The 18739-nt window shown below is 51.8% G+C and carries 13 protein-coding genes; 1 reads left to right on the plus strand and 12 read right to left on the minus strand.

The genetic code is table 11. The features are described from left to right. Window positions 1-47 precede the first annotated feature (47 nt). Both DXV75_RS08145 and glnS read right to left on the minus strand, forming a co-directional pair. Window positions 48-383: a YegP family protein gene (locus DXV75_RS08145; protein ID WP_115592913.1), complete on the minus strand. Its 336-nt coding sequence runs from the start codon at window positions 381-383 to the stop codon at window positions 48-50. A gap of 479 nt (window positions 384-862) precedes the next feature. Beyond that, complete coding sequence (glnS, locus tag DXV75_RS08150) at window positions 863-2530, minus strand: glutamine--tRNA ligase (protein ID WP_115592914.1); 1668 nt, start codon at window positions 2528-2530, stop codon at window positions 863-865. Window positions 2531-2743: 213 nt separating this feature from the next. On the opposite strand from glnS, the gene DXV75_RS08155 reads away from it, so the two are divergent. Next, window positions 2744-3769: a LacI family DNA-binding transcriptional regulator gene (locus tag DXV75_RS08155; RefSeq protein WP_115593065.1), complete on the plus strand. Its 1026-nt coding sequence runs from the start codon at window positions 2744-2746 to the stop codon at window positions 3767-3769. An 8-nt stretch (window positions 3770-3777) separates the two neighbouring features. Here the strand turns inward: DXV75_RS08155 and DXV75_RS08160 are convergent, their stop codons facing one another. From DXV75_RS08160 to hutH, 10 genes are all read right to left on the minus strand, one after another. Continuing rightward, window positions 3778-5454: an alpha-amylase family glycosyl hydrolase gene (locus DXV75_RS08160; protein WP_115592915.1), complete on the minus strand. Its 1677-nt coding sequence runs from the start codon at window positions 5452-5454 to the stop codon at window positions 3778-3780. After that, window positions 5454-6938, minus strand: coding sequence for an MFS transporter (locus tag DXV75_RS08165; protein WP_115592916.1), 1485 nt, complete (start codon window positions 6936-6938; stop codon window positions 5454-5456). The genes DXV75_RS08160 and DXV75_RS08165 overlap by 1 nt, the downstream gene beginning before the upstream one ends. Before the next feature lie 119 nt (window positions 6939-7057). Next, the gene (locus DXV75_RS08170) at window positions 7058-9133 is read right to left on the minus strand and encodes a glycoside hydrolase family 97 protein (RefSeq protein WP_115592917.1); all 2076 of its coding nucleotides are present in this window, start codon (window positions 9131-9133) and stop codon (window positions 7058-7060) included. A gap of 112 nt (window positions 9134-9245) precedes the next feature. Further along, the gene (locus DXV75_RS08175) at window positions 9246-9965 is read right to left on the minus strand and encodes an ABC transporter permease (protein WP_115592918.1); all 720 of its coding nucleotides are present in this window, start codon (window positions 9963-9965) and stop codon (window positions 9246-9248) included. A 15-nt stretch (window positions 9966-9980) separates the two neighbouring features. After that, window positions 9981-12407, minus strand: a complete 2427-nt coding sequence (locus DXV75_RS08180) for a TIM-barrel domain-containing protein (protein WP_115592919.1) — start codon at window positions 12405-12407, stop codon at window positions 9981-9983. Continuing rightward, entirely contained in the window at window positions 12400-13329 is a 930-nt protein-coding gene (locus tag DXV75_RS08185) for an alpha/beta hydrolase (RefSeq protein ID WP_245953151.1), read from the minus strand. The genes DXV75_RS08180 and DXV75_RS08185 overlap by 8 nt, the downstream gene beginning before the upstream one ends. Next, entirely contained in the window at window positions 13316-15136 is a 1821-nt protein-coding gene (locus DXV75_RS08190) for an alpha-amylase family protein (protein ID WP_245953155.1), read from the minus strand. Before DXV75_RS08190 ends, DXV75_RS08185 begins: the two co-directional genes overlap by 14 nt. A gap of 247 nt (window positions 15137-15383) precedes the next feature. Continuing rightward, window positions 15384-16265 carry a PEP-CTERM/exosortase system-associated acyltransferase gene (locus DXV75_RS08195; protein WP_147291810.1) on the minus strand — a complete coding sequence of 294 codons (882 nt, stop codon included), beginning with the start codon at window positions 16263-16265 and terminating at the stop codon, window positions 15384-15386. Between the two features lie 230 nt (window positions 16266-16495). Continuing rightward, on the minus strand, window positions 16496-17017 hold the full coding sequence (locus DXV75_RS08200) for an RNA methyltransferase (RefSeq protein ID WP_115592921.1): 522 nt from the start codon (window positions 17015-17017) through the stop codon (window positions 16496-16498). A 177-nt stretch (window positions 17018-17194) separates the two neighbouring features. Next, window positions 17195-18736, minus strand: a complete 1542-nt coding sequence (hutH, locus tag DXV75_RS08205; RefSeq protein WP_115592922.1) for a histidine ammonia-lyase — start codon at window positions 18734-18736, stop codon at window positions 17195-17197. Window positions 18737-18739 lie beyond the last annotated feature (3 nt).

The following is an 18739-nucleotide window of genomic DNA, read 5'->3' on the forward strand; positions in this document are numbered from 1 at the left end:
GCCGCCCTGAACATTAAAGCGATACAGGGCGGCCTTTTTAATTTTGCTCACTCAGTTATTTCAACCACTTCCGCATCCGGGGCATTGTTTTTCACTGACTCAATACCTTTCTCCATAGACGCTTCAGATTCATACGACTGGCTTGTGCCAATCACCTGATGATTGGGAGACTTAAGGTTAAACAGAAATTTTCCGGCTTCAGTTACCTTACGTTCAAACATGTCATCGTTAGGTGCGTTGGTTTTAACCGACTCGATACCATTCACACAACTGCTTTTGGCATTATACCCCTGACTTGCAAGTATATTCTGCCCATTGGCGGCTTTAAGACGAAAACGAAACTCTCCTGCCTTATCCACATACAGCTCAAATTTTCCTGCCATCTCACACCTCCTTTGGTGTCTATAAGAAAAACACAACGCCAGGCACGCATCAGCAAGTCAATGAATATTCCAAACGTGCACCTCTCAGCGTTAAAACACAGTAGTTACCCAGGCAGGTACTTGAACGAACGTCTGGCACAGTGCTTTTCATCAAAACACCAATCAGGCCATGCCTCAACTTGGCACCCTCAATGACACAGCATGAGCAACGGATTTCGGAAAACAACGATTCCGCAGAGGGGATTTCGTAGCGCTGTCCGCCACAGGTGAATAAAAAGGTAGTACATAAATGGGGAAAAACCTTGTAGGTTGCTTTTTTTTAATAATTGGATGCTTTTTAGAAGGCTGTGCACTTACTAAATGAAATTGGGTAGGGAGAAAAATTCGGAGCCGCCAATTGATCCATTTCAAATGGCATCAAAAACGGGAGCAAAAAGCTCCCGTTTCAATGTATTACCGGCCAGTGTTGCTAGCGCAGATTAGTCGGCAATTTTCGCCCAGGTATCACGCAGGCCAACCGTTTGATTGAATACCAGTTGCTGTTCGGTTGAATCTTTGTCGACACAGAAATAACCGGTGCGTTCAAATTGCCAGCCACCACATTCCGGTGCAGACAAAGTCACAGAAGGTTCAACCCACCCCTTTTTGACTGTCAGTGAATCGGGGTTAATGGAAGAAACAAAATCGTCCTGCGCAGCGGGGTTTGGCACATTGAACAGGCGATCATACAAACGAAACTCCGCCGGCAGGCCGGAATTACCATCAACCCAATGGATCACACCTTTAACCTTGCGCCCATCGGCCGGGTCTTTACCCAGTGTGTCCGGATCGTAGGTACAGTATACGGTAGTGACATTACCTTCAGCGTCTTTCTCAACGCGCTCCGCCTTCACCACATAGGCATTGCGCAGGCGCACTTCCTTGTCCAGCACCAGACGCTTGAATTTCTTGTTTGCAGACTCGCGGAAGTCTTCCGCTTCTATCCACACTTCACGGGAAAACGGCAGCGTGCGTGATCCCATGCTTTCATCATTGGGATGATTGGCGGCAGTTAACTCTTCAGACTGACTTTCCGGGTAGTTTTCAATAACCAGTTTAATTGGGTCCAGCACAGCCATTGCACGGGGAGCAGCGGTGTTGAGGTCGTCACGAATACACGCTTCCAGCATACCCATCTCGACCATGTTGTCCATTTTTGTTACGCCAATGCGTTTACAAAACTCGCGAATGGAGCCCGGTGTGTAACCGCGGCGACGCAGCCCGGCAATGGTTGGCATCCGTGGGTCGTCCCAGCCGGCAACATGGCCCTCATCAACCAGTTGGATAAGGCGACGCTTGCTGAGTACGGTGTACTCAAGATTCAAACGGGAGAATTCATACTGACGCGGAGTGCATTCAATGGAGATGTTTTCAATTACCCAGTCATACAAACGACGATTATCCTGAAACTCAAGGGTACACAATGAATGAGTGATCCCTTCAATCGCATCCGAAATACAGTGGGTGAAATCGTACATGGGGTATACACACCACTTTTCACCGGTTTGGTGATGGTGCGCAAATTTCACCCGGTAGATCACCGGATCGCGCATGCACATAAACGGCGATGCCATATCGATCTTTGCACGCAGACAGCATTCACCTTCGCCGTATTCACCGGCCGTCATTTTGGCGAATTCCTGCTTATTTACCTCTGGTGAGGTATCCCGAAACGGGCTGTTGCTGCCGGGTTCAGTCAGTGTCCCGCGCATTTCGCGCATGGCTTCCTGACTTGAGAAATCCACATATGCCAACCCTTTATCAATCAGTTCATTGGCGTAGGCATGCAATTGGTCAAAGTAATCGGAAGAGTAACGGGGCTTACCGTCCCATTCAAAACCCAGCCACTGCACGTCCTGCTCGATGGCATTAACGTAAGTAATGTCTTCCTTGGCCGGGTTGGTATCGTCAAACCTCAGATTGCAAGTTCCCTTGTAATCTTCTGCAATCCCAAAATTCAGACAAATCGATTTGGCGTGACCGATATGAAGAAACCCGTTTGGCTCGGGTGGAAATCGCGTTTTAACCGTGTCATGAATGCCTGCAGCAAGATCCTTATCAATGATCTGCCGAATAAAGTTGGTCGGACGATGTTCAGTCTCGGCCATTCGCGAATTCCCCTTTAATAAATTTGTAATTGAGTATATCCGGGCAAGTATACCACTGCCCCTTGGCTGCTCTAGTGTTTTATTGGCCTGAGCATTCTTAAGTGATGAAAATTACATCAATACGCTGGCGTAAACAAAAAATACTTGGGTCGTACCCGCTCTGGTGTATACTTTTTTGTCGTTGATGCCGTCAGCCGTTCAGAAATGGTGTTCATGAAAGAAAAAGCAACCTCCTTTGATATTGCCCACATTGCCGGTGTTTCTCAGTCTACGGTATCCCGTGCGTTGAATAACAGCCCGCTGGTAAACCTGGAAACCCGTCAACGGATCCAGCAGATAGCCCGTGATCTCAACTACAAAGTCGACAAAAACGCCAGCAACCTGAGAAAACAGAAAAGTAACACCATCGCACTGTTGTTGTTTGAGGACCCCACCTCTGACGATTCCATGATAAACCCGTTCTTTCTGTCCATGCTTGGCAGCATTACCCGGGCCTGTGCAACCGCAGGCTATGACTTGCTGGTGTCATTCCAGAACCTGGACGACGACTGGCATGCAGAATTTGAAGATTCCAACAAGGCCGATGGGATCATTTTGCTGGGGTACGGAGACTATACGGCCTACCGTACCAAGCTTGCCCAGCTCGAGGAACAGGGCACCCATTTCGTGCGCTGGGGTGCCCACGATGAAAATCATCCTGGTGTGAGCATTGGCTGTGACAATTATCAGGGTGGCCGGGACGTAACCGAACACCTGATTGGCCTTGGCCATAAAACCTTTGCCTTCATTGGGGATGCGCAAAGCCATGCACCGGAATTCCAGGCCCGCTTTATGGGGTATCAGGATGCACTGAAAAAGCATGGTCTGCTGTGTGCAAACCATCGCCAGTTTAACGCCATTTCTACTGAGGACGCAGGTTACGAAGCGTCGCAATTGCTGCTCAACGAGGACAACCTGCCCGATGTGATTGTGTGTGCCTCAGATTTGATTGCACTGGGTGTTCTGAAAGCCTTGCGGCAAACCTCGTTTCGGGTACCGGAGGATGTCGCGGTAGTCGGATACGACAACATTCCCGTTTCGGCATTTGCAACACCGGCCCTGACCACCGTGCGGCAGAATACCAAACGTGCCGGTGAACTGCTGGTAACTACGCTGATCAAAGCCATCAACAAGGAACCCGTTGAAGACTACCTGATGCCGGCAGAACTGATTGTGCGTCAGTCCTGCGGCAGTAAGTAAAACAACGGTTACTGTGCGGCCATCTGGCTGCGCAGTGCGTCTGCCAGCAGCGGATCGTCAACCCTGCCTTCACGCACCCAAACCTCAACACCATGCGCAGTGACAACAGCATTGAGGGCCTGACCAGGCTCAAGTGTCTGCGCTTCACCCGACAATTGTTCGCGCCAGGTACCCGCCTGAATATACTGACTTACGGAAAAGCTTTCTGCTTCCTCCCCTTTGTTGAGCAGAACCAGCGCCGTCTGGGCTGCGTCGCCGTCCTGCACAATCCGGTAGAAACTGGCGGTATTGCCGGACAGTTCAAGGTTCAGCTGCAAGCCCCGCTGCAAGGCCGGAGTTACTTTTCTGACCTGGGCAATCTGTTTCAGCGCAGCCCGGATAGGATGTTGTTTCGCCAGCTCAATGTTTTCCTGGCCGAGGTAATTGCGATTGCCCTGATGCTCTTCTGTTCCTCGCATAAAGCCAATTTCTGAACCCTGATACACCACAGGTATCCCACGGGCAGTAAAGAGCCAGTTATGTGCATCAATGAAACCCGTATCTGAAGCATTCATTCGGGCCATATCATGGTTGTCGTAGAAGGTAGTCAGATCATATGGATTGTTATACGGCCCATGAGTCAGAAACAGCACTGGTTCTAACTCGGCGTAATCGCTTTCAGGGTTCTCAAAAACCGAAACCATAGCCTTTTGCATCGGGAAGTCCAGAACACTGATGCCACCATTTTTAGGCAGCGTGTGCTGAGCGATGAAGTTGGCATCGTACTGAAAACTTTCACCAAACATATAAAAGCCCGGGTGCTCAGCGCGGATGCGATCGGACATTACGCGCCAGAAAGAATGCGGCACATGGCGAATGGTATCGATACGAAACGCATCGGCACCCTGCTCTATCCAATGCAGGTAACTGTTAATCAGATAATCCTGAACCGCGGGATTGCTTTCATTCAGGTTAGACAGTTTTACCAGATCGGGAAAATTATGGTAGAACGCCTGCAACGGTTGGGTTGTATCCAGTTCCTCTGGAGGCAAATTCAGGTGATCTGCCACCAGATTACCCTCGGCATCATACAATTCTCCGTAACCAGGCTGGTCCACTGGCATGGTCCAGGATGGGGAACCGTGGTTGGCGACAATGTCGAATACGGTTTTCAGACCATAGTTTGACTTCATCGCCTGGGTGTAATCGCTAAAACTCAAATCTTCGCTGATCAGGTGTTCGTCAGCACGGTAAAAATTGGTTGCCCAGTAACCATGATAACCGGTTTTACCACCGTCCTTGAATTTGCCGCCGTAAGTTATTTGCTCGTCACCGGTAAAGGCCTGGTCGGGATTGTCCACCACCGGCGTCAGCCAGACGGCAGTAAAGCCCATATCGGCAATGTATTCACCGTTTTTCAGAACGCCCTTGAGGTCACCACCCATATAACCCACGTTGGCATACTTTCCGTCAGGCCCGTTCAGGCGTAATTCCCAGGTAGGGTGATCGCCCCCCTGCTCCGGGTAGTTGTTCTGGGGGTCACCATCCACAAACCGGTCAGTCATTACAAAGTAGATGGCTTCGGCTGCAAAGGGTTCCTGGGTGCCATAGAACTGATCGGACACTGTTTGCTGTGGCGCCTTAGACGCACACCCGGTGACGGCTGCAACAGCGGCGGCCAATAAGCTTATTTTTGCTCTATTCATTATTTTTCTCCTTCAGCTACCGGCGTCATCATCGATTCCGGTTCCCTGACAAAAAACACCGATACTGCACCAAGCAGCATGGAAACACCTGCCAGCACAATGATGTATTTGGCTTCGTTATCAAAGGCCACCTTAAGAATCAGCCCAGAAAGCAGGCCCGAAACAATTTGCGGCGCCGCTACGGTAAAATTGAAAATCCCCATGTACACACCGGTTTTATTGGCCGGCAAAGCCCCTGCCAGCATCGCGTAGGGCATAGCCAGAATGGCCGCCCAGGCAATACCGACACCAATCATTGGAAACAGCAAATTGACCGCGCCAGCCGGAACCGTTACCTCAGTGATGAACAGATTTACGTTCACCAGTGTCAAATCCTGGAAATACAAAAAGCTGATGTAACTCAACCCACCCAGTGCCAGCGCACTGGCATAAACGGTTTTCCGCCCTAACGAGTCTGCCAGTTTTGCCAACACCACAGAAAACAGTGCAGCAAACACTGAATATGCAGCGAACAGTATGCCCACCCAGTCTCCCGCAGCGCCTTTTGCCTGAATAACGTGTTGCGGCACTTCACCTACGCTAGCGATGTATTCAGGGTCGAACCATTGTGGCGCTACATTCCAGATGTGCTGGGTTATCGCTGGCGTGGTGTACACCCACATGATGAACAGAGCAAACCAGGAGAAAAACTGCACCAAAGCCAGTTGTTTCATGGTTACAGGCATGTCTTTCACCAACTGCCCAAAGCCCAAAAGACGTTGCCCAAGCGTGAGTTTTTGGCTGGACTCTTCCAGCACTTGCTCAGGATCCATGCCTTTGAAGCGGTAATATTCGTCTGGCGCATATTCTTTGGTGCGCACTACGGTCCAGATAACCGACCCAAGCAACACAGTCGCACCAAGATAAAAGGCCCAGGTTACAGAAGGCGCTACTTCACCCAACCGGGCTGTGTTTTCAAGGCCGACAACGTTGGTAAGTACAAAGGGCAGAATCGAGCCAATTACCGCTCCTAGATTAATCAGCAGTGACTGCACTGAGTAGCCAATATTGCGCTGCTGTGGCGGAACCATATCGGATACCAGTGAGCGGAAAGGCTGAAAACAGACATTGAACGAGGCATCCATTAACGCCAGCATCAGCGCACCAAACAGCATAGGCGCCATGATCGCCACAAACAAAGGCGCATTTGGCATTAACAGCATGCCCAACGCTGCAGCAATGGCGCCGGCCAGAATAAACGGGCGTCGGCGGCCCAAGCGGTTCCAGGTACGGTCAGATGCAGAGCCCACTATGGGCTGCACAATCAGGCCCATAATGGGCGCCACCAGCCAAAACAGTGACAACGAGTGCAGGTCTGCCCCTAAATCGGACAATATCCGGCTGACGTTCGCATTTTGCAGCGCAAATCCAAACTGCACTCCCAGGAAACCAAAGCTGACATTCCAGATTTGCCAGAAAGAGAGTTTGGGTTGTTTTGATAGCATAATTTTCTCTTCGTTATTGTGCTTATAAAAGCCGTTCAGGTGTCACTTGTCTTAACAGCAGCCAGTCACTGGATCTGGCTCTGCGCCCACTTGCACTTAATTTGTTGCCCGCAATCGTATCAATCGAGCTTTTGCAACTTTATGGCGACGCCGCCGCTGGTTGCCATGTTCAGTGTAACAGCGGATTCGGCGGTCACTTCGAGATCGACCACTTCCATATCATAAGGCCGTTTACGCCAGTCAGCTTCACTGCCGTCCTGCCAGAGCGTGGCCCGATAGCGGGAGCCCGGCTTAAGAAATGACAGGCTTATTTGCACACTTCTCGCCTGGGAATTCGTCAGGCCACCAACAAACCAGTCCTCGCTGCCCCTTTGCTGCCGGGCGGTAACCACAAACTCGCCCACTTCACCGGCAAGTGCGAGTGACTGTTCCCAATCGGTTGGCACCGCTTCAATAAAGCGCAGGGCTTCGGGTTGTTGTTCATAATGTTCCGGCAGATCTGCAGCCATCTGAATTGGGCTGTACAACACAACATACAATGCGAGCTGCTTTGCCAGCGTGGTTTGTACGCGGTTTTCTGCATCCAGACCTTCAAAGGCCAGATTGACAATGCCAGGGGTGAAGTCCATAGGCCCACCGAGCAGTCGGGTAAAAGGCAGCGTTGCCGTGTGTTCCGGAGAATTGGGCGGTGAACCCCAGGCATTAAACTCCTGCCCCCGGGCCCCTTCACGGCTGATCCAGTTTGGGTAGGTGCGCCGCAGGCCAGTGGCCTTGACAGGCTCATGGGTATTGATGCTGATTTTATGCTTTGCGGCGGTTTTTACGCTATGCAAATAATGGTTCACCATCGGCTGGCTGTCATGCCACTGGTAAATGATTTTGCCGTTTTCATCCACCCACTTGGTGTCACCACCATCGGCTACATAGCCGGTTTTAATCTGGGTTACACCATGCTTCGCATACAACTGATACGCCGCCTCCATCTGACGCTCGTAATTGGTGATGCTGCCGGAGGTTTCGTGGTGGCCAATCAGTTCCACCCCCAATTGCGCACCGTAATCGGTCACCGCTTTGATATCAAAATCGGGGTAACTTGCGGTAAAGCTGAATACGTCACCGTTGTGGAACCAGCTGCCGTCCCAACCGATGTTCCAGCCTTCTACCAGCACCCCATTGAAACCATGCAGGGCGGCAAAATCCATATATTGCTTGGTCCTTTCGGTCGTGGCACCATGCTCGCCATCAGTACCCCAGGTGTGGACATTCAGGTGCATCCCCCACCAGATGCCAATGTACTTGCCTGGTTTAACCCAGCTGACATCACCCAGTTTATTGGGTTCATTAAGATTAAGAATCAGATAGGAATTGAGCAGATCGGTGGCCTCACCTCCAATCTGAAGTGTTCGCCACGGCGATACAAAGGCAGCATGAGTGCGAACCCTGGCACCATCAGCACGTTCCACCAGCTCAGACTTGAGCACACCGTCCCGCCTCTGGTCGAGGGTCATTGAGGCAAAGTCCACCAGCGCCGCTTCATGAATTGCTACATGTGTACCATCATCCAGTTTCAGGGTCACCGGCGTATGAACCCGGTCCAACTGGTTCAATGCAGTGTGACGGTACTCATACTCGTATCGGTTCCAACCCTTGGCCGGTATCCACCAAGCCTCGGTTGAATCCGGCCGTTCAAAACGAAATTCGGTAAGGTCATCCATGATCACCAAGGGCGTTTTGGCATCGCCCTGGCCTTCATATCGAAAACCAATTCCGTCGTTAAAAACCCGAACACGTAACGCCACGGGTGCCGTAACACCCCGCTGTAAGAATTTAACCAGAATCTCGTTGTGATGGTCCCGAATCAGACGCTGCTCACCCCAGGGCTGCTCCCACACTTCGTTCATGGTATTTCGCTCTACCGCTTCAATTTGCAAATCGTCGGCAAAACTGGTTTGGCTAAGGAACCTCAGCCCGAGGCGGGACGGTGCAATAACATTGCGCTCATGGCGGCGAACTGAATACGACAGCCCCTGCTCCAGCACTTCCAGTTTGAAGGCTAGTTTCCCATCCGGCGAAGATACCGACACGGCAGATTCGGAAGCACTTGAGTTTGACAGTAAAGTAAGGCTCAACACCACCGCTGGAATGGCAACACGCAATAGTTGCAGGATGGCAGTGTCAGCTGAAAGTCTAATCATTGGCGCAATCTGTTAACAGGACGTTAAGATAATAGCCGATAGTAACTTTTTTATTGGCTTCAGACCAACCAACTGCATACGTATTCAGGCCTTTAGGTTATGCGTAACCGTATCAGTCGCAGTTTTTTTGCGCGTAGCCCAGCCAGGACAGCATAATAGCGGCTCCTACGCCAGTGGCCCCCAGTAGCATAGCCATGATCATAATTTGATAACGCACCGCTACCAGTGGCTCAACTCCGGCCAGAATCTGCCCGGTCATCATACCCGGCAAAGCAACCAGACCTACCGCCAGCAGGCCATTGATTTGCGGAATCATGCAGGCACGAAACGCGCGTTTACGCGCCTCCTTCCATGGCACGGAATTGGTACTTTCGGCAAAATATCGTTCTGCAGAGAGGCTGATGGTATTCATGGTATTGGCAAAATACATTCCGGCCAGCGGAATGATAAAGCTGGGGGTATACCAGGGCTGGACATCCAGGACCAGCCAAAGGGTCAGCACCAGATGAATGCCAACGCTTACCATTAGTGCAACCAATGCTCCGCTGAAACACTGCGATGTAAACTGTTCCAGCCTTCGCAATGGCCTGACGGCAATCCACGCCGCCAGCGTCATCATTAATGCCATAATCGCCAGGCTTATCCAGGCCGACGGTTTCTGGAACAGCCACAGCAATACGAACCCAATTGCCGACAACTGCACCACCATTCTTGCAACAGCAACCAGCAGCTCCGTGAGGTCATCCCGGCACCAGCGGGCAAAGATGCCGGCTACCAGTAACGCCGGCACCAGACACCAAAGCAACGACTGCCAACTGATCAATGTGGTCATGGCCGGCTTTCCTTTCTAATCCCAGTATAATGTTACTGAATGCTCCCCATCAGACGACACGGGTAAGCTCAACGACAACAAACGATTATCGGCGTCCCACAACACCGAATGCTGGGCAAACTGTTCCTGTGCAATCACCGCTGCACCTAACTGTATTCGCTTTGGAGTAGCGGGTAATCCGTGAATCTGCCAGTTGATGGTGCGCTTTGTGGGCATCCCCTTGTAACCACCTTCAGGCATCACACCCAAACGCAATAGTTTCTCCGCGTATCCTGCATTGAAATTCAGCACCGCGAACTGTTCCTTCTCGATGGCTTTAGGATTCTTTCCGTCGTCCTCAAAATAACGAAACTGACTGCTTTGACCTTCGGGATCATACCAGTGGTGAACATTAAGCCTGCTAAAATCTGCCTTTGACGTCCTATTGACTGCATCTATCAAGGGGAGGATCGCACCGGCTTTAACCATCAGCCCAAAACGCTCCTGATCTACCGGCAGTTCGACGATTTGCCCGCCCGCGTGCATCCTATCAGTAAAATAGTTATACCAGTGGCCTTCAGGCAAATCCATCGGCCATTGCTCAACACCCGGCTCTGTAACCGGGCTGACCAAAAGGGATTCCCCCCACAGGAACTGATCTTTCTCTTCAAACCAGATTTTGGGATCATAATGGTAGGCTAGCGGGCGCATCAGAGGCCGCCCAAACAGGCTGTTTTCATACACCAGTGAATAGTTATACGGCAACAACTGGTAACGCAGCCGGATCAGGTCCCTTGCCTGCCTGATGACATCCTCGCTGTGAAACACCGGTTCGGGAGCAATGTCCTCCTGGGCGTGTGGGCGAAATACCGGTTGGAACACCCCTAATTGCAACCAGCGCAAATACAGTTCCGGGTCAAACTGCTCGCCACCGGCAAAACCACCCAGATCGCTATGGGTATACGCCAGCCCAAACATACCCATCTGCAGGCTGAGTTCAATTTGCGGTTTAAGGCCTCCCCAGCTTCGGCTGACATCACCCGTCCAGGGGATCATGCCGTAGCGCTGGGAGCCTATAAAGCCTGAGCGCATCAACACCAGAGGGCGCCGCTTGGGCCACTGCTTTAAAGTTCTGGAATACAGCATTTTAGCCCACTGATGACCGAATGCGTTATGCACCATGTCAGCACTGACCTGCTGGCCCTGCCAGCTATGAAGAGTTTCGGCCGGGTGCACTTCCGGCTCACCCAAATCTCCCCACCAGCCAGCCACACCCTGGTTACCCAGACGCTGGTAATATTGCCAGAACCAGTCTCTGGCCGGTTCACTGAAAACATCAACCAGGCCCGTATTACCAAAGAAAAATTCAAAGGTTTTCGGCTTCCCGTCCTGCCCCAATGCCAGCGCGTTGCTGTTAGCAGCAGATTCAAATTGTGACGATGTGGTCAGGATAAATGGCTCGGTAATCAGCACCGTTTGAACGCCCTGTTCCTGAAACCCCTTGATCATGGATTCCGGCTCAGGGAAGGCCTGTTTGTCCCAATTGAGATTCCCCATGTGCCCTTTTACTTCCGGGCCAAACCAGTACAGGTCGAGCACCACCGCATCCAGTGGTATATCCTGCTGGTTAAACATCTCAACGACCTCCTCTGTTTGGTTCTGGCTTCGATAACCAAACCGGGAGGCAAAGTTCCCCAGCGCCCATCGGGGCGGCAGTGGCTGGCGCCCGGTAACGGCCACCAGACGCTGACTGACCTCGGCCAGAGAATTGCCTACAGTAACGATGTAAGCACTGCGGCCGCCCACGGCTTCAAATTGCAGCACATCAGACTCGGTATGGCCGATATCAAGAAACCCGCGAGCGGTGTTATCAAATACCAGGGCGTAGTTATCTGACGACATCACCGCAGGCAAACTGTAATACATCTGTTCGGATTGAGTTGTGTAACCATAGTGGGCACGGTTATAAAGTGGCATTCTGTGGCCACGCCGGTCCATACCGAGCACACGTTCGCCACCCCCCATCAGTTTTTCGCCCGGCTTGAGTGCAAAGCGAAACCCAAGTTTGTCATCAAAATGATAAAAGCCCCCGGCTTCGGCCACTTTGACTTCATCACCCGACAGGAAGCTCAACCGAAACGGGGATTTGGCTGCAATGACCCGGATCCCTGCGCCATCGAGCTGAATGCTGTCGGTTTTTTCGGTCAGTAATTCAAAGCGCTGAGCCGGTCGTTCCGACAATGCCTGGCCCGGAAACTCGGGCTGCCCGGCAAGCTGATAGTGCACTTCAACGGTGCCCTCACCCTGTGGGGATACATAAACCTGAACCTGGTTGTCCAGCGTAAACACTACCCCTTTGTCATAGGCCTGATATTCGGACAGGGATGCCCCCTGCGCTGCCACACTGAGCGGAAGCAGCAACCACAATAATATCCTGGCGCCATTAAAAATTGCGTTACTCATTGTTTTCTTCCACCATTTCGAGCCAGATCAGCGCTTCATTTAACTGCGAACGCCAAAAAGCTTCATTATGCTGAGCACCCTCTACTGCCACTTCTTTCAAGTGTGCCTCCGGATGTTGCTGAGCACGCAATAACAACGCCATATTGGCAACTCCATTGACCATTCCCCGGTCTTCCCCTTCACCTACGGCATAATAGAGACGATGCGCAGCGGGTAATGGATTCGCCTCGGTAAATACATACACTTCACTGCTGTACCAGAAAGACGGCGAAAATATCAGCGCTTTGGAAAACACATCAGGGCGCGCCACAATCCCGTAGTGACTAAGCAAGCCTCCCATGGAACTGCCGCCAATCGCGGTATTGGCCACATCCGGTAAAGTGCGAAAATGTGTGTCGATGTAAGGTTTGACATCATCAATAATGAAATTCAGGTAGGCTTCGCCTCTGGCTGGGCCGTATTGTTGGTTGGTCCAGGGGCTCAACTCGTTGGTACGGGAGTCTCCGCCATGGTCTATGCCAACCACTATCGGAACTTTGGCTCCACGTGCTGCCAGGCGGTTGAGGGTTTCATCCACCTCCCATTCACCGGCAAAACTGGTCGCAGCATCAAACAGGTTTTGCCCGTCCTGCAGGTACAGAACCGAATAGCGCTGACCGCTCACTTCGTAATCTGGCGGCAGGTAAACCCACACCCTTCGATGCTGACCGCCAAACACAAACCGTTCAGCCAATACCTGTACGTTGGGCGCTTTGGTGGACTCAACAGCCTTAACTTCCTGATCCGAAGAAGCCTCCTTGTCTACCGCTTTGGGCTCCTGCGTGTCAGGCTGGCACCCAACCAGAGAAAAAAGCAGTCCGACTGACCCAAAAACCAACCGCAAGCGGGCCATAAACTGCAGTTTGGTGTTAACGGATTTCATACACTTTCGATTCCAGTGGCGCAAAATCTATGCTCAGGGTATTTTCACCCGCTTCCAACTTGATCGGCTGAGGCTCGTCTTCCAAAAGATCCCAAAGCGTTAGCGCTCCCTCAGGTTGCCATTGCTGTATCAACGCACCGGGAATGGCAACCTTAACGTTGTTAACCGCCTGTTCACCAAAATGACTGACAACCAGCAGGCGACGATCGTTATGCCAGCGCACAAACGCGAACTGCTGTTTACTGTAGTTTCCGTCGAGTTCCAGACTGGCCTGGTGCAAACTTTGGTATTCACCCTTCATTGCAGGATGGAATGCAGAAATATTCAGCACCTGACGGTAAAACTCACGCAAGGATTTTTCACTTTCACTGAGCATGCCGCCATCAAACTTACCGCCATTCATCCAGCGCTGGTGCGCAGGAACGCCGGCATAATCAAAAATGGTGGTGCGGGACGGATCACCAAAGCCTGTCTCTTCGCTGCCATCCTCACCCACTTCCTGACCGAAATAGACCATGGTTGGAGAACGGCTGATCAGGGCCGAAACCACCATTGCAGGGCGGCCTTTATCAGCATTACCAGCAAATTCCGGGCTGGCAATACGCTGTTCATCGTGGTTCTCGAGAAAATGCAGCATATGGGGTTCAATGTCCTGCATACGCTGCTGAGTCTCTGCCAGCGCTGCCGCGTCACCCGTTCCCTGCATCACCCATTTCAGATTGTCGTAAAATTCCACCTTGTCGTACAGATAGTCCATTTTACCCAGTAACAGGTAATCCCGGTATAAATCCGGCTGATAGACCTCTGCCAACAGGAAAGCGTCAGGGTTGGTCATTTTTATGGCAGAGTTTAAGTATGACCAGAACTCCACCGGAACCATCTCGGCCATGTCATAACGAAAACCATCAACCCCCTTCGCCAGCCAGTACTGGGTAATGGCGCGAAACTTTTTCCACGAGTCTGGTACCGTTTTGTCAGCCCAGAACACGGCGTGCTTTTGATAAGGTTCAAAGCGGTAGGAATGCGGCAAGCGGTCAAAATCGTAGCTTCCGTCCGGCCTCACGCCATAATTGATTTTAACCGTTTCGTACCAGTCATTAGCGTCGGGGCGTGCTGCCCTGGCACCGTTACCTGTCCACTTGGCCGGGATTTCTTCGAACTGACCATCCGCTAGCGGATGCGGCTCTCCTCCCAATGGCCGGTAACCGTTAGCGGCCTCTGGCACCTGAAAGGATTCACCCACCACATAGTAGAAGTTATTGTCTCTTGCGTAAGCCACCGAGGTGTCATCGGATGCGCCGAAATTTTCTTCTCCCGCCGGTAGCGTTAGCGACTCATAGCGCCTCGCAACATGATTCGGTACGATATCAATGATCACTTTCATGCCATTGCGGTGGGTGCGATCAATCAAGGCTTCAAATTCCTGCAAACGCTGGCTGGGATCATCAGCCAAATCCGGGTTCACATTGTAATAATCCTTTACCGCATAGGGAGAACCCGCCCGCCCTTTGACCACATCCGGATCATCATTGGATATGCCGTAAGCAGTGTAATCGGTAACGACCGCATGATGCGGCACGCCTGTGTACCATATGTGAGAAACCCCAAGCTCACGAATACCGGCCAGCGCCGTATCGGTAAAATCACTGAATTTCCCCACACCATTCTGTTCTAAGGTTCCCCAGGGCTGATTGGTGTCATTGGTATTGCCAAATAACCGGGTGAACACCTGGTACACCACCGGTTTGGCGCGCTCCTCAGACAAATACGACATGCTGCCGGGCGATTCGATGGATTCAGGAGTCATAACGCTACCTTGCTTTGATGTAGGCGAACAGGCAATCAGTGTGGATACCAGCGCAGCCGTAAAAGCAAAAGAAGCGCCTTGTGGGATAAATGATGAAGCCATATTAGTAAACTTGTGTGACATTGCAGGTTTTCGGTGATTATAGAATACCGCCTGTGCGCACGAGTTTAAAAGAATGTTAACGGCATTCCATTCGTATTCAATGCAATTAACTGGCTCGTTGAACGATTTTTACCCGAGCGGGATGTCAGGCTGCATTTTGTGACTTAAACGAACTGGCAAGCCTGGGCAAGGCGTCAACGAGAGCGGGTTCGTATGTGGCTTGCAGGTAATCCATAATGCGCTGTTGAAAGCGCTGCAGGGATACCGGTATCTGTGCCTGAAACTCATCCACTGACAACATGTAGGGTGCGCGGATACCACGATATTGTATGGGTTTGCCAATCTGGACAAAATTAACTCCCAGCATTTTCAGTCGACGCGCGAGTTTTGGTTCCATCATTACGTAAACCTGCTCAATTCCTTTTTGCATGCACAGGCACGCCGCCAGGAAGTAGAGCGCCACTGAAAGGTATGGAAAATGTCGGCCAGGCTCAAGGGTTTTGAACGTTGCTTCATCGCCTTTACCGGCTACCGCAGAAAACTGGCAATCCGATTGGCGTCGGCGAAAGCGCCTTGGAATGGCAAGTCGGGACAATTCACAGTAAGGCCCGACACTGGAGGACAAAGACAAAGACGCATGGCCCGCCTCAGACCAGACCTGTTCCAGCGGAAGTACCTGCTCCGAAGTTTGCGGTATTACCAGGCGTATGGTGCCAGCACAATCCCCCGTGGCCTTGTGAGTGATATAACAGCTGATCGCGTAGGCATCAAAGTCGTCCTGCTCTATCCTGTCTGCACAACAGGGTTCGAACTGCATTTCCTCGCAGTAGACTTTGTGTCGGGTCTGATAACAAACCTGGCGTTGCTGTTCACTGGTAGCAACCACTAAAGAAAAATGGCTAAAAAAATGATCGGTGACTTCGTCAACGGTTTTACTGATACGGTGGTTGATAACCGGTCGCATAATTCGGCCGACACCAGGCAGGTAGCGTGCCTTTTTTAGCAATTTGCCAATACGTCGTCTCACTCAGACTCCCGAAAACTACTTACCACCATAACGACTGCGCGAAGCATTGCGACATTTAGAATTGTGGCGAGCCTGAAGGATCGGAAGCGGATCGCCAAGGGCGCGTAAGATGCCTGAAATTGAACAAAATGTAAACCGGGATCGGGTTAAATTTAAGCGGGAACGGCTAAGTCAATGTTTTCATTCATACAATGGTACATGGTGCTATACCACCATAATTGAGCCAGTGCTCAATTATGCGTCAGTGTAGATAAACTAACCTGGTTATTGTTATCGCGGGATCCCCGGATGAGTGCGTCTGATGCGACATAATCGCTTTTGGCCAGCCGGTCATAAAGAACCACATTGACGGTTGCAGCCAGATTCATGCAGCCACGGGTGGGTATGTAAACCACATCGTCAACCCACTGCAGTGCATCCTTACCAATGCTGCCGTCTTCGGGGCCAAATACATAGAAGCTGTTGTCATGATGCTGATAAGCCGGCAGCGGGATCGCGCCTTCTATCAGTTCCACCGCCACAACCCTTGCACCTGCTGGCTTAACGGCTTGCAGGTCATCCACGCCTACCGTAGGAATGATTTTGTGCATCGCCTTGGTATCGGCGTTGAACGCTTTGGCGTAACGGTAGCGCTGGCCGGTATAGAACACGCTGCTGACGCCATAACAGCCGGCCGCCCGTAAGACAGAAGCCACATTGACGGCGGACTTTGGATTGATCAGCCCAATGCTGACCGGTTGCAACTTAGACATAGGCTTGGCGTTTTGATCGAGGTTAGATAGGATTGACGGCGGTACTTTATACCAGCGAAATCTTAGATTACAACCCGCATTGCTAGGGCCCACAAAAAAAGCGGCCTCGGGATCCGGGCCGCCGCCATTCAAATTTCCGCATTATTCACTTCTGCGGCACTCATTCTTGGTTCGGTTTCAAACCTCTACCATTGGCTCATCAATCAGCATTTGGGCCAAATCGGCCAGCTGGTGACTGGTGATCAAACGGCAGGCATTTTCAATATCCGGTGCAAAGTAACGGTCCTTGTCGTAAAACGGTACCGCACCTCGCAGCAACGCATGCACTTTTTCCAGCGCTGCACTAGTTTTCAGCGGCGCACGGAAATCCAGGCCCTGGCTCGCAGCCAGCCATTCGATAGCAAGGATCCCGGCAACGTTTTCAAAGATGTCTTTGAGCCTGCGCCCGGCGAAGGTAGCCATCGACACGTGATCTTCCTGGTTGGCCGACGTCGGCAATGAATCAATGCTGGCCGGATGGGCCAGGGTTTTGTTTTCACTCGCCAGCGCCGCAGACGTGACTTGGGCAATCATAAAGCCTGAATTAACCCCGCCGTTTTCAACCAGGAACGGTGGCAGGCCACTCAGGTTGGAATCGATCAGCAGAGCCATACGGCGCTCGGACAAAGAACCGATTTCAGACAGCGCAATAGCCAGCATATCTGCCGCCATGGCCACGGTTTCGGCGTGGAAGTTGCCACCTGAAAGAATGTCCTGGCTGTCGGCAAAAACCAACGGGTTGTCGGATACACCATTGGCTTCAGTTACCAGGGTTTGCGCAGCGAAGCGGATTTGCTGCAGACACGCCCCCATCACCTGGGGCTGGCAGCGCAGCGAGTAAGGATCCTGCACCTTTGCACAGCCCTCGTGAGACTCTCCGATAGCGGAAGTATCCAGCAGAGTACGGTAGGCTGTAGCCACATCGCGCTGGGTCTGATGTCCACGCACCGCATGGATACGATCATCAAATGGCACCCGAGAACCCAATGCCGCTTCTACCGACAATGAGCCGATGGCGATACCACTTAGCAAGGCATTTTCTGCATAGAACAGGCCTTCAAGCGCAAATGCGGTGGACGCCTGGGTACCGTTCAGCAAAGCCAGGCCTTCTTTGGGCGCCAGAGCGATGGGCTCCAGCCCGGCTCTTATCAGGCCTTCGCTGGCCGGCAGCTTTTTACCATCAATCAGCACTTCACCCTCACCCAGCAACACCGCACTCATGTGCGCCAGTGGTGCCAGGTCACCAGAAGCTCCTACTGAACCTTTTTGCGGAACCGCCGGCCACACCTGATGGTTGAACAGGGTAATCAGGGCTTCAATTACTTGCCGGCGAATGCCAGAAAAACCCCGGGCCAACGAGTTAATTTTCAGCAGCATCAACAGGCGAACGGTGGACTCCTGCATGCATTCGCCAATACCGGCGGCATGGGACAACACAATACTGCGCTGCAACAGTTCCAGTTCGTCTTCCGCAATGCGGGTGTTGGCCAGCAGCCCAAAGCCGGTGTTGATGCCGTATACGGTGCGCCCTTCTTTAAGCACATCACGCACGGTTTGTTCTGCCGCATCGATGCCAGCATAAGCGGATTCGTCCAGTACAATTGGCGTGTGCTTGCGGAAACAGGCGCGGCAATCGTCCAGGCTGAGTTGGCCAGGACGCAGGATAAATGTTTGTGTCATCTT

Source organism: Alteromonas aestuariivivens, assembly GCF_003367475.1.
Classification (GTDB): domain Bacteria; phylum Pseudomonadota; class Gammaproteobacteria; order Enterobacterales; family Alteromonadaceae; genus Alteromonas; species Alteromonas aestuariivivens.

Excerpts from the sequence above, each read along its gene's own strand:
- DXV75_RS08185 (WP_245953151.1), bottom strand. The coding sequence starts at position 13,329 with ATGAAATCCGTTAACACCAAACTGCAGTTTATGGCCCGCTTGCGGTTG.
- glnS (WP_115592914.1), bottom strand. The coding sequence starts at position 2,530 with ATGGCCGAGACTGAACATCGTCCGACCAACTTTATTCGGCAGATCATT.
- hutH (WP_115592922.1), bottom strand. The coding sequence starts at position 18,736 with ATGACACAAACATTTATCCTGCGTCCTGGCCAACTCAGCCTGGACGAT.
- DXV75_RS08190 (WP_245953155.1), bottom strand. The coding sequence starts at position 15,136 with ATGACTCCTGAATCCATCGAATCGCCCGGCAGCATGTCGTATTTGTCT.
- DXV75_RS08170 (WP_115592917.1), bottom strand. The coding sequence starts at position 9,133 with ATGATTAGACTTTCAGCTGACACTGCCATCCTGCAACTATTGCGTGTT.
- DXV75_RS08200 (WP_115592921.1), bottom strand. The coding sequence starts at position 17,017 with ATGTCTAAGTTGCAACCGGTCAGCATTGGGCTGATCAATCCAAAGTCC.
- DXV75_RS08155 (WP_115593065.1), top strand. The coding sequence starts at position 2,744 with ATGAAAGAAAAAGCAACCTCCTTTGATATTGCCCACATTGCCGGTGTT.
- DXV75_RS08145 (WP_115592913.1), bottom strand. The coding sequence starts at position 383 with ATGGCAGGAAAATTTGAGCTGTATGTGGATAAGGCAGGAGAGTTTCGT.
- DXV75_RS08165 (WP_115592916.1), bottom strand. The coding sequence starts at position 6,938 with ATGCTATCAAAACAACCCAAACTCTCTTTCTGGCAAATCTGGAATGTC.
- DXV75_RS08180 (WP_115592919.1), bottom strand. The coding sequence starts at position 12,407 with ATGAGTAACGCAATTTTTAATGGCGCCAGGATATTATTGTGGTTGCTG.
- DXV75_RS08175 (WP_115592918.1), bottom strand. The coding sequence starts at position 9,965 with ATGACCACATTGATCAGTTGGCAGTCGTTGCTTTGGTGTCTGGTGCCG.
- DXV75_RS08160 (WP_115592915.1), bottom strand. The coding sequence starts at position 5,454 with ATGAATAGAGCAAAAATAAGCTTATTGGCCGCCGCTGTTGCAGCCGTC.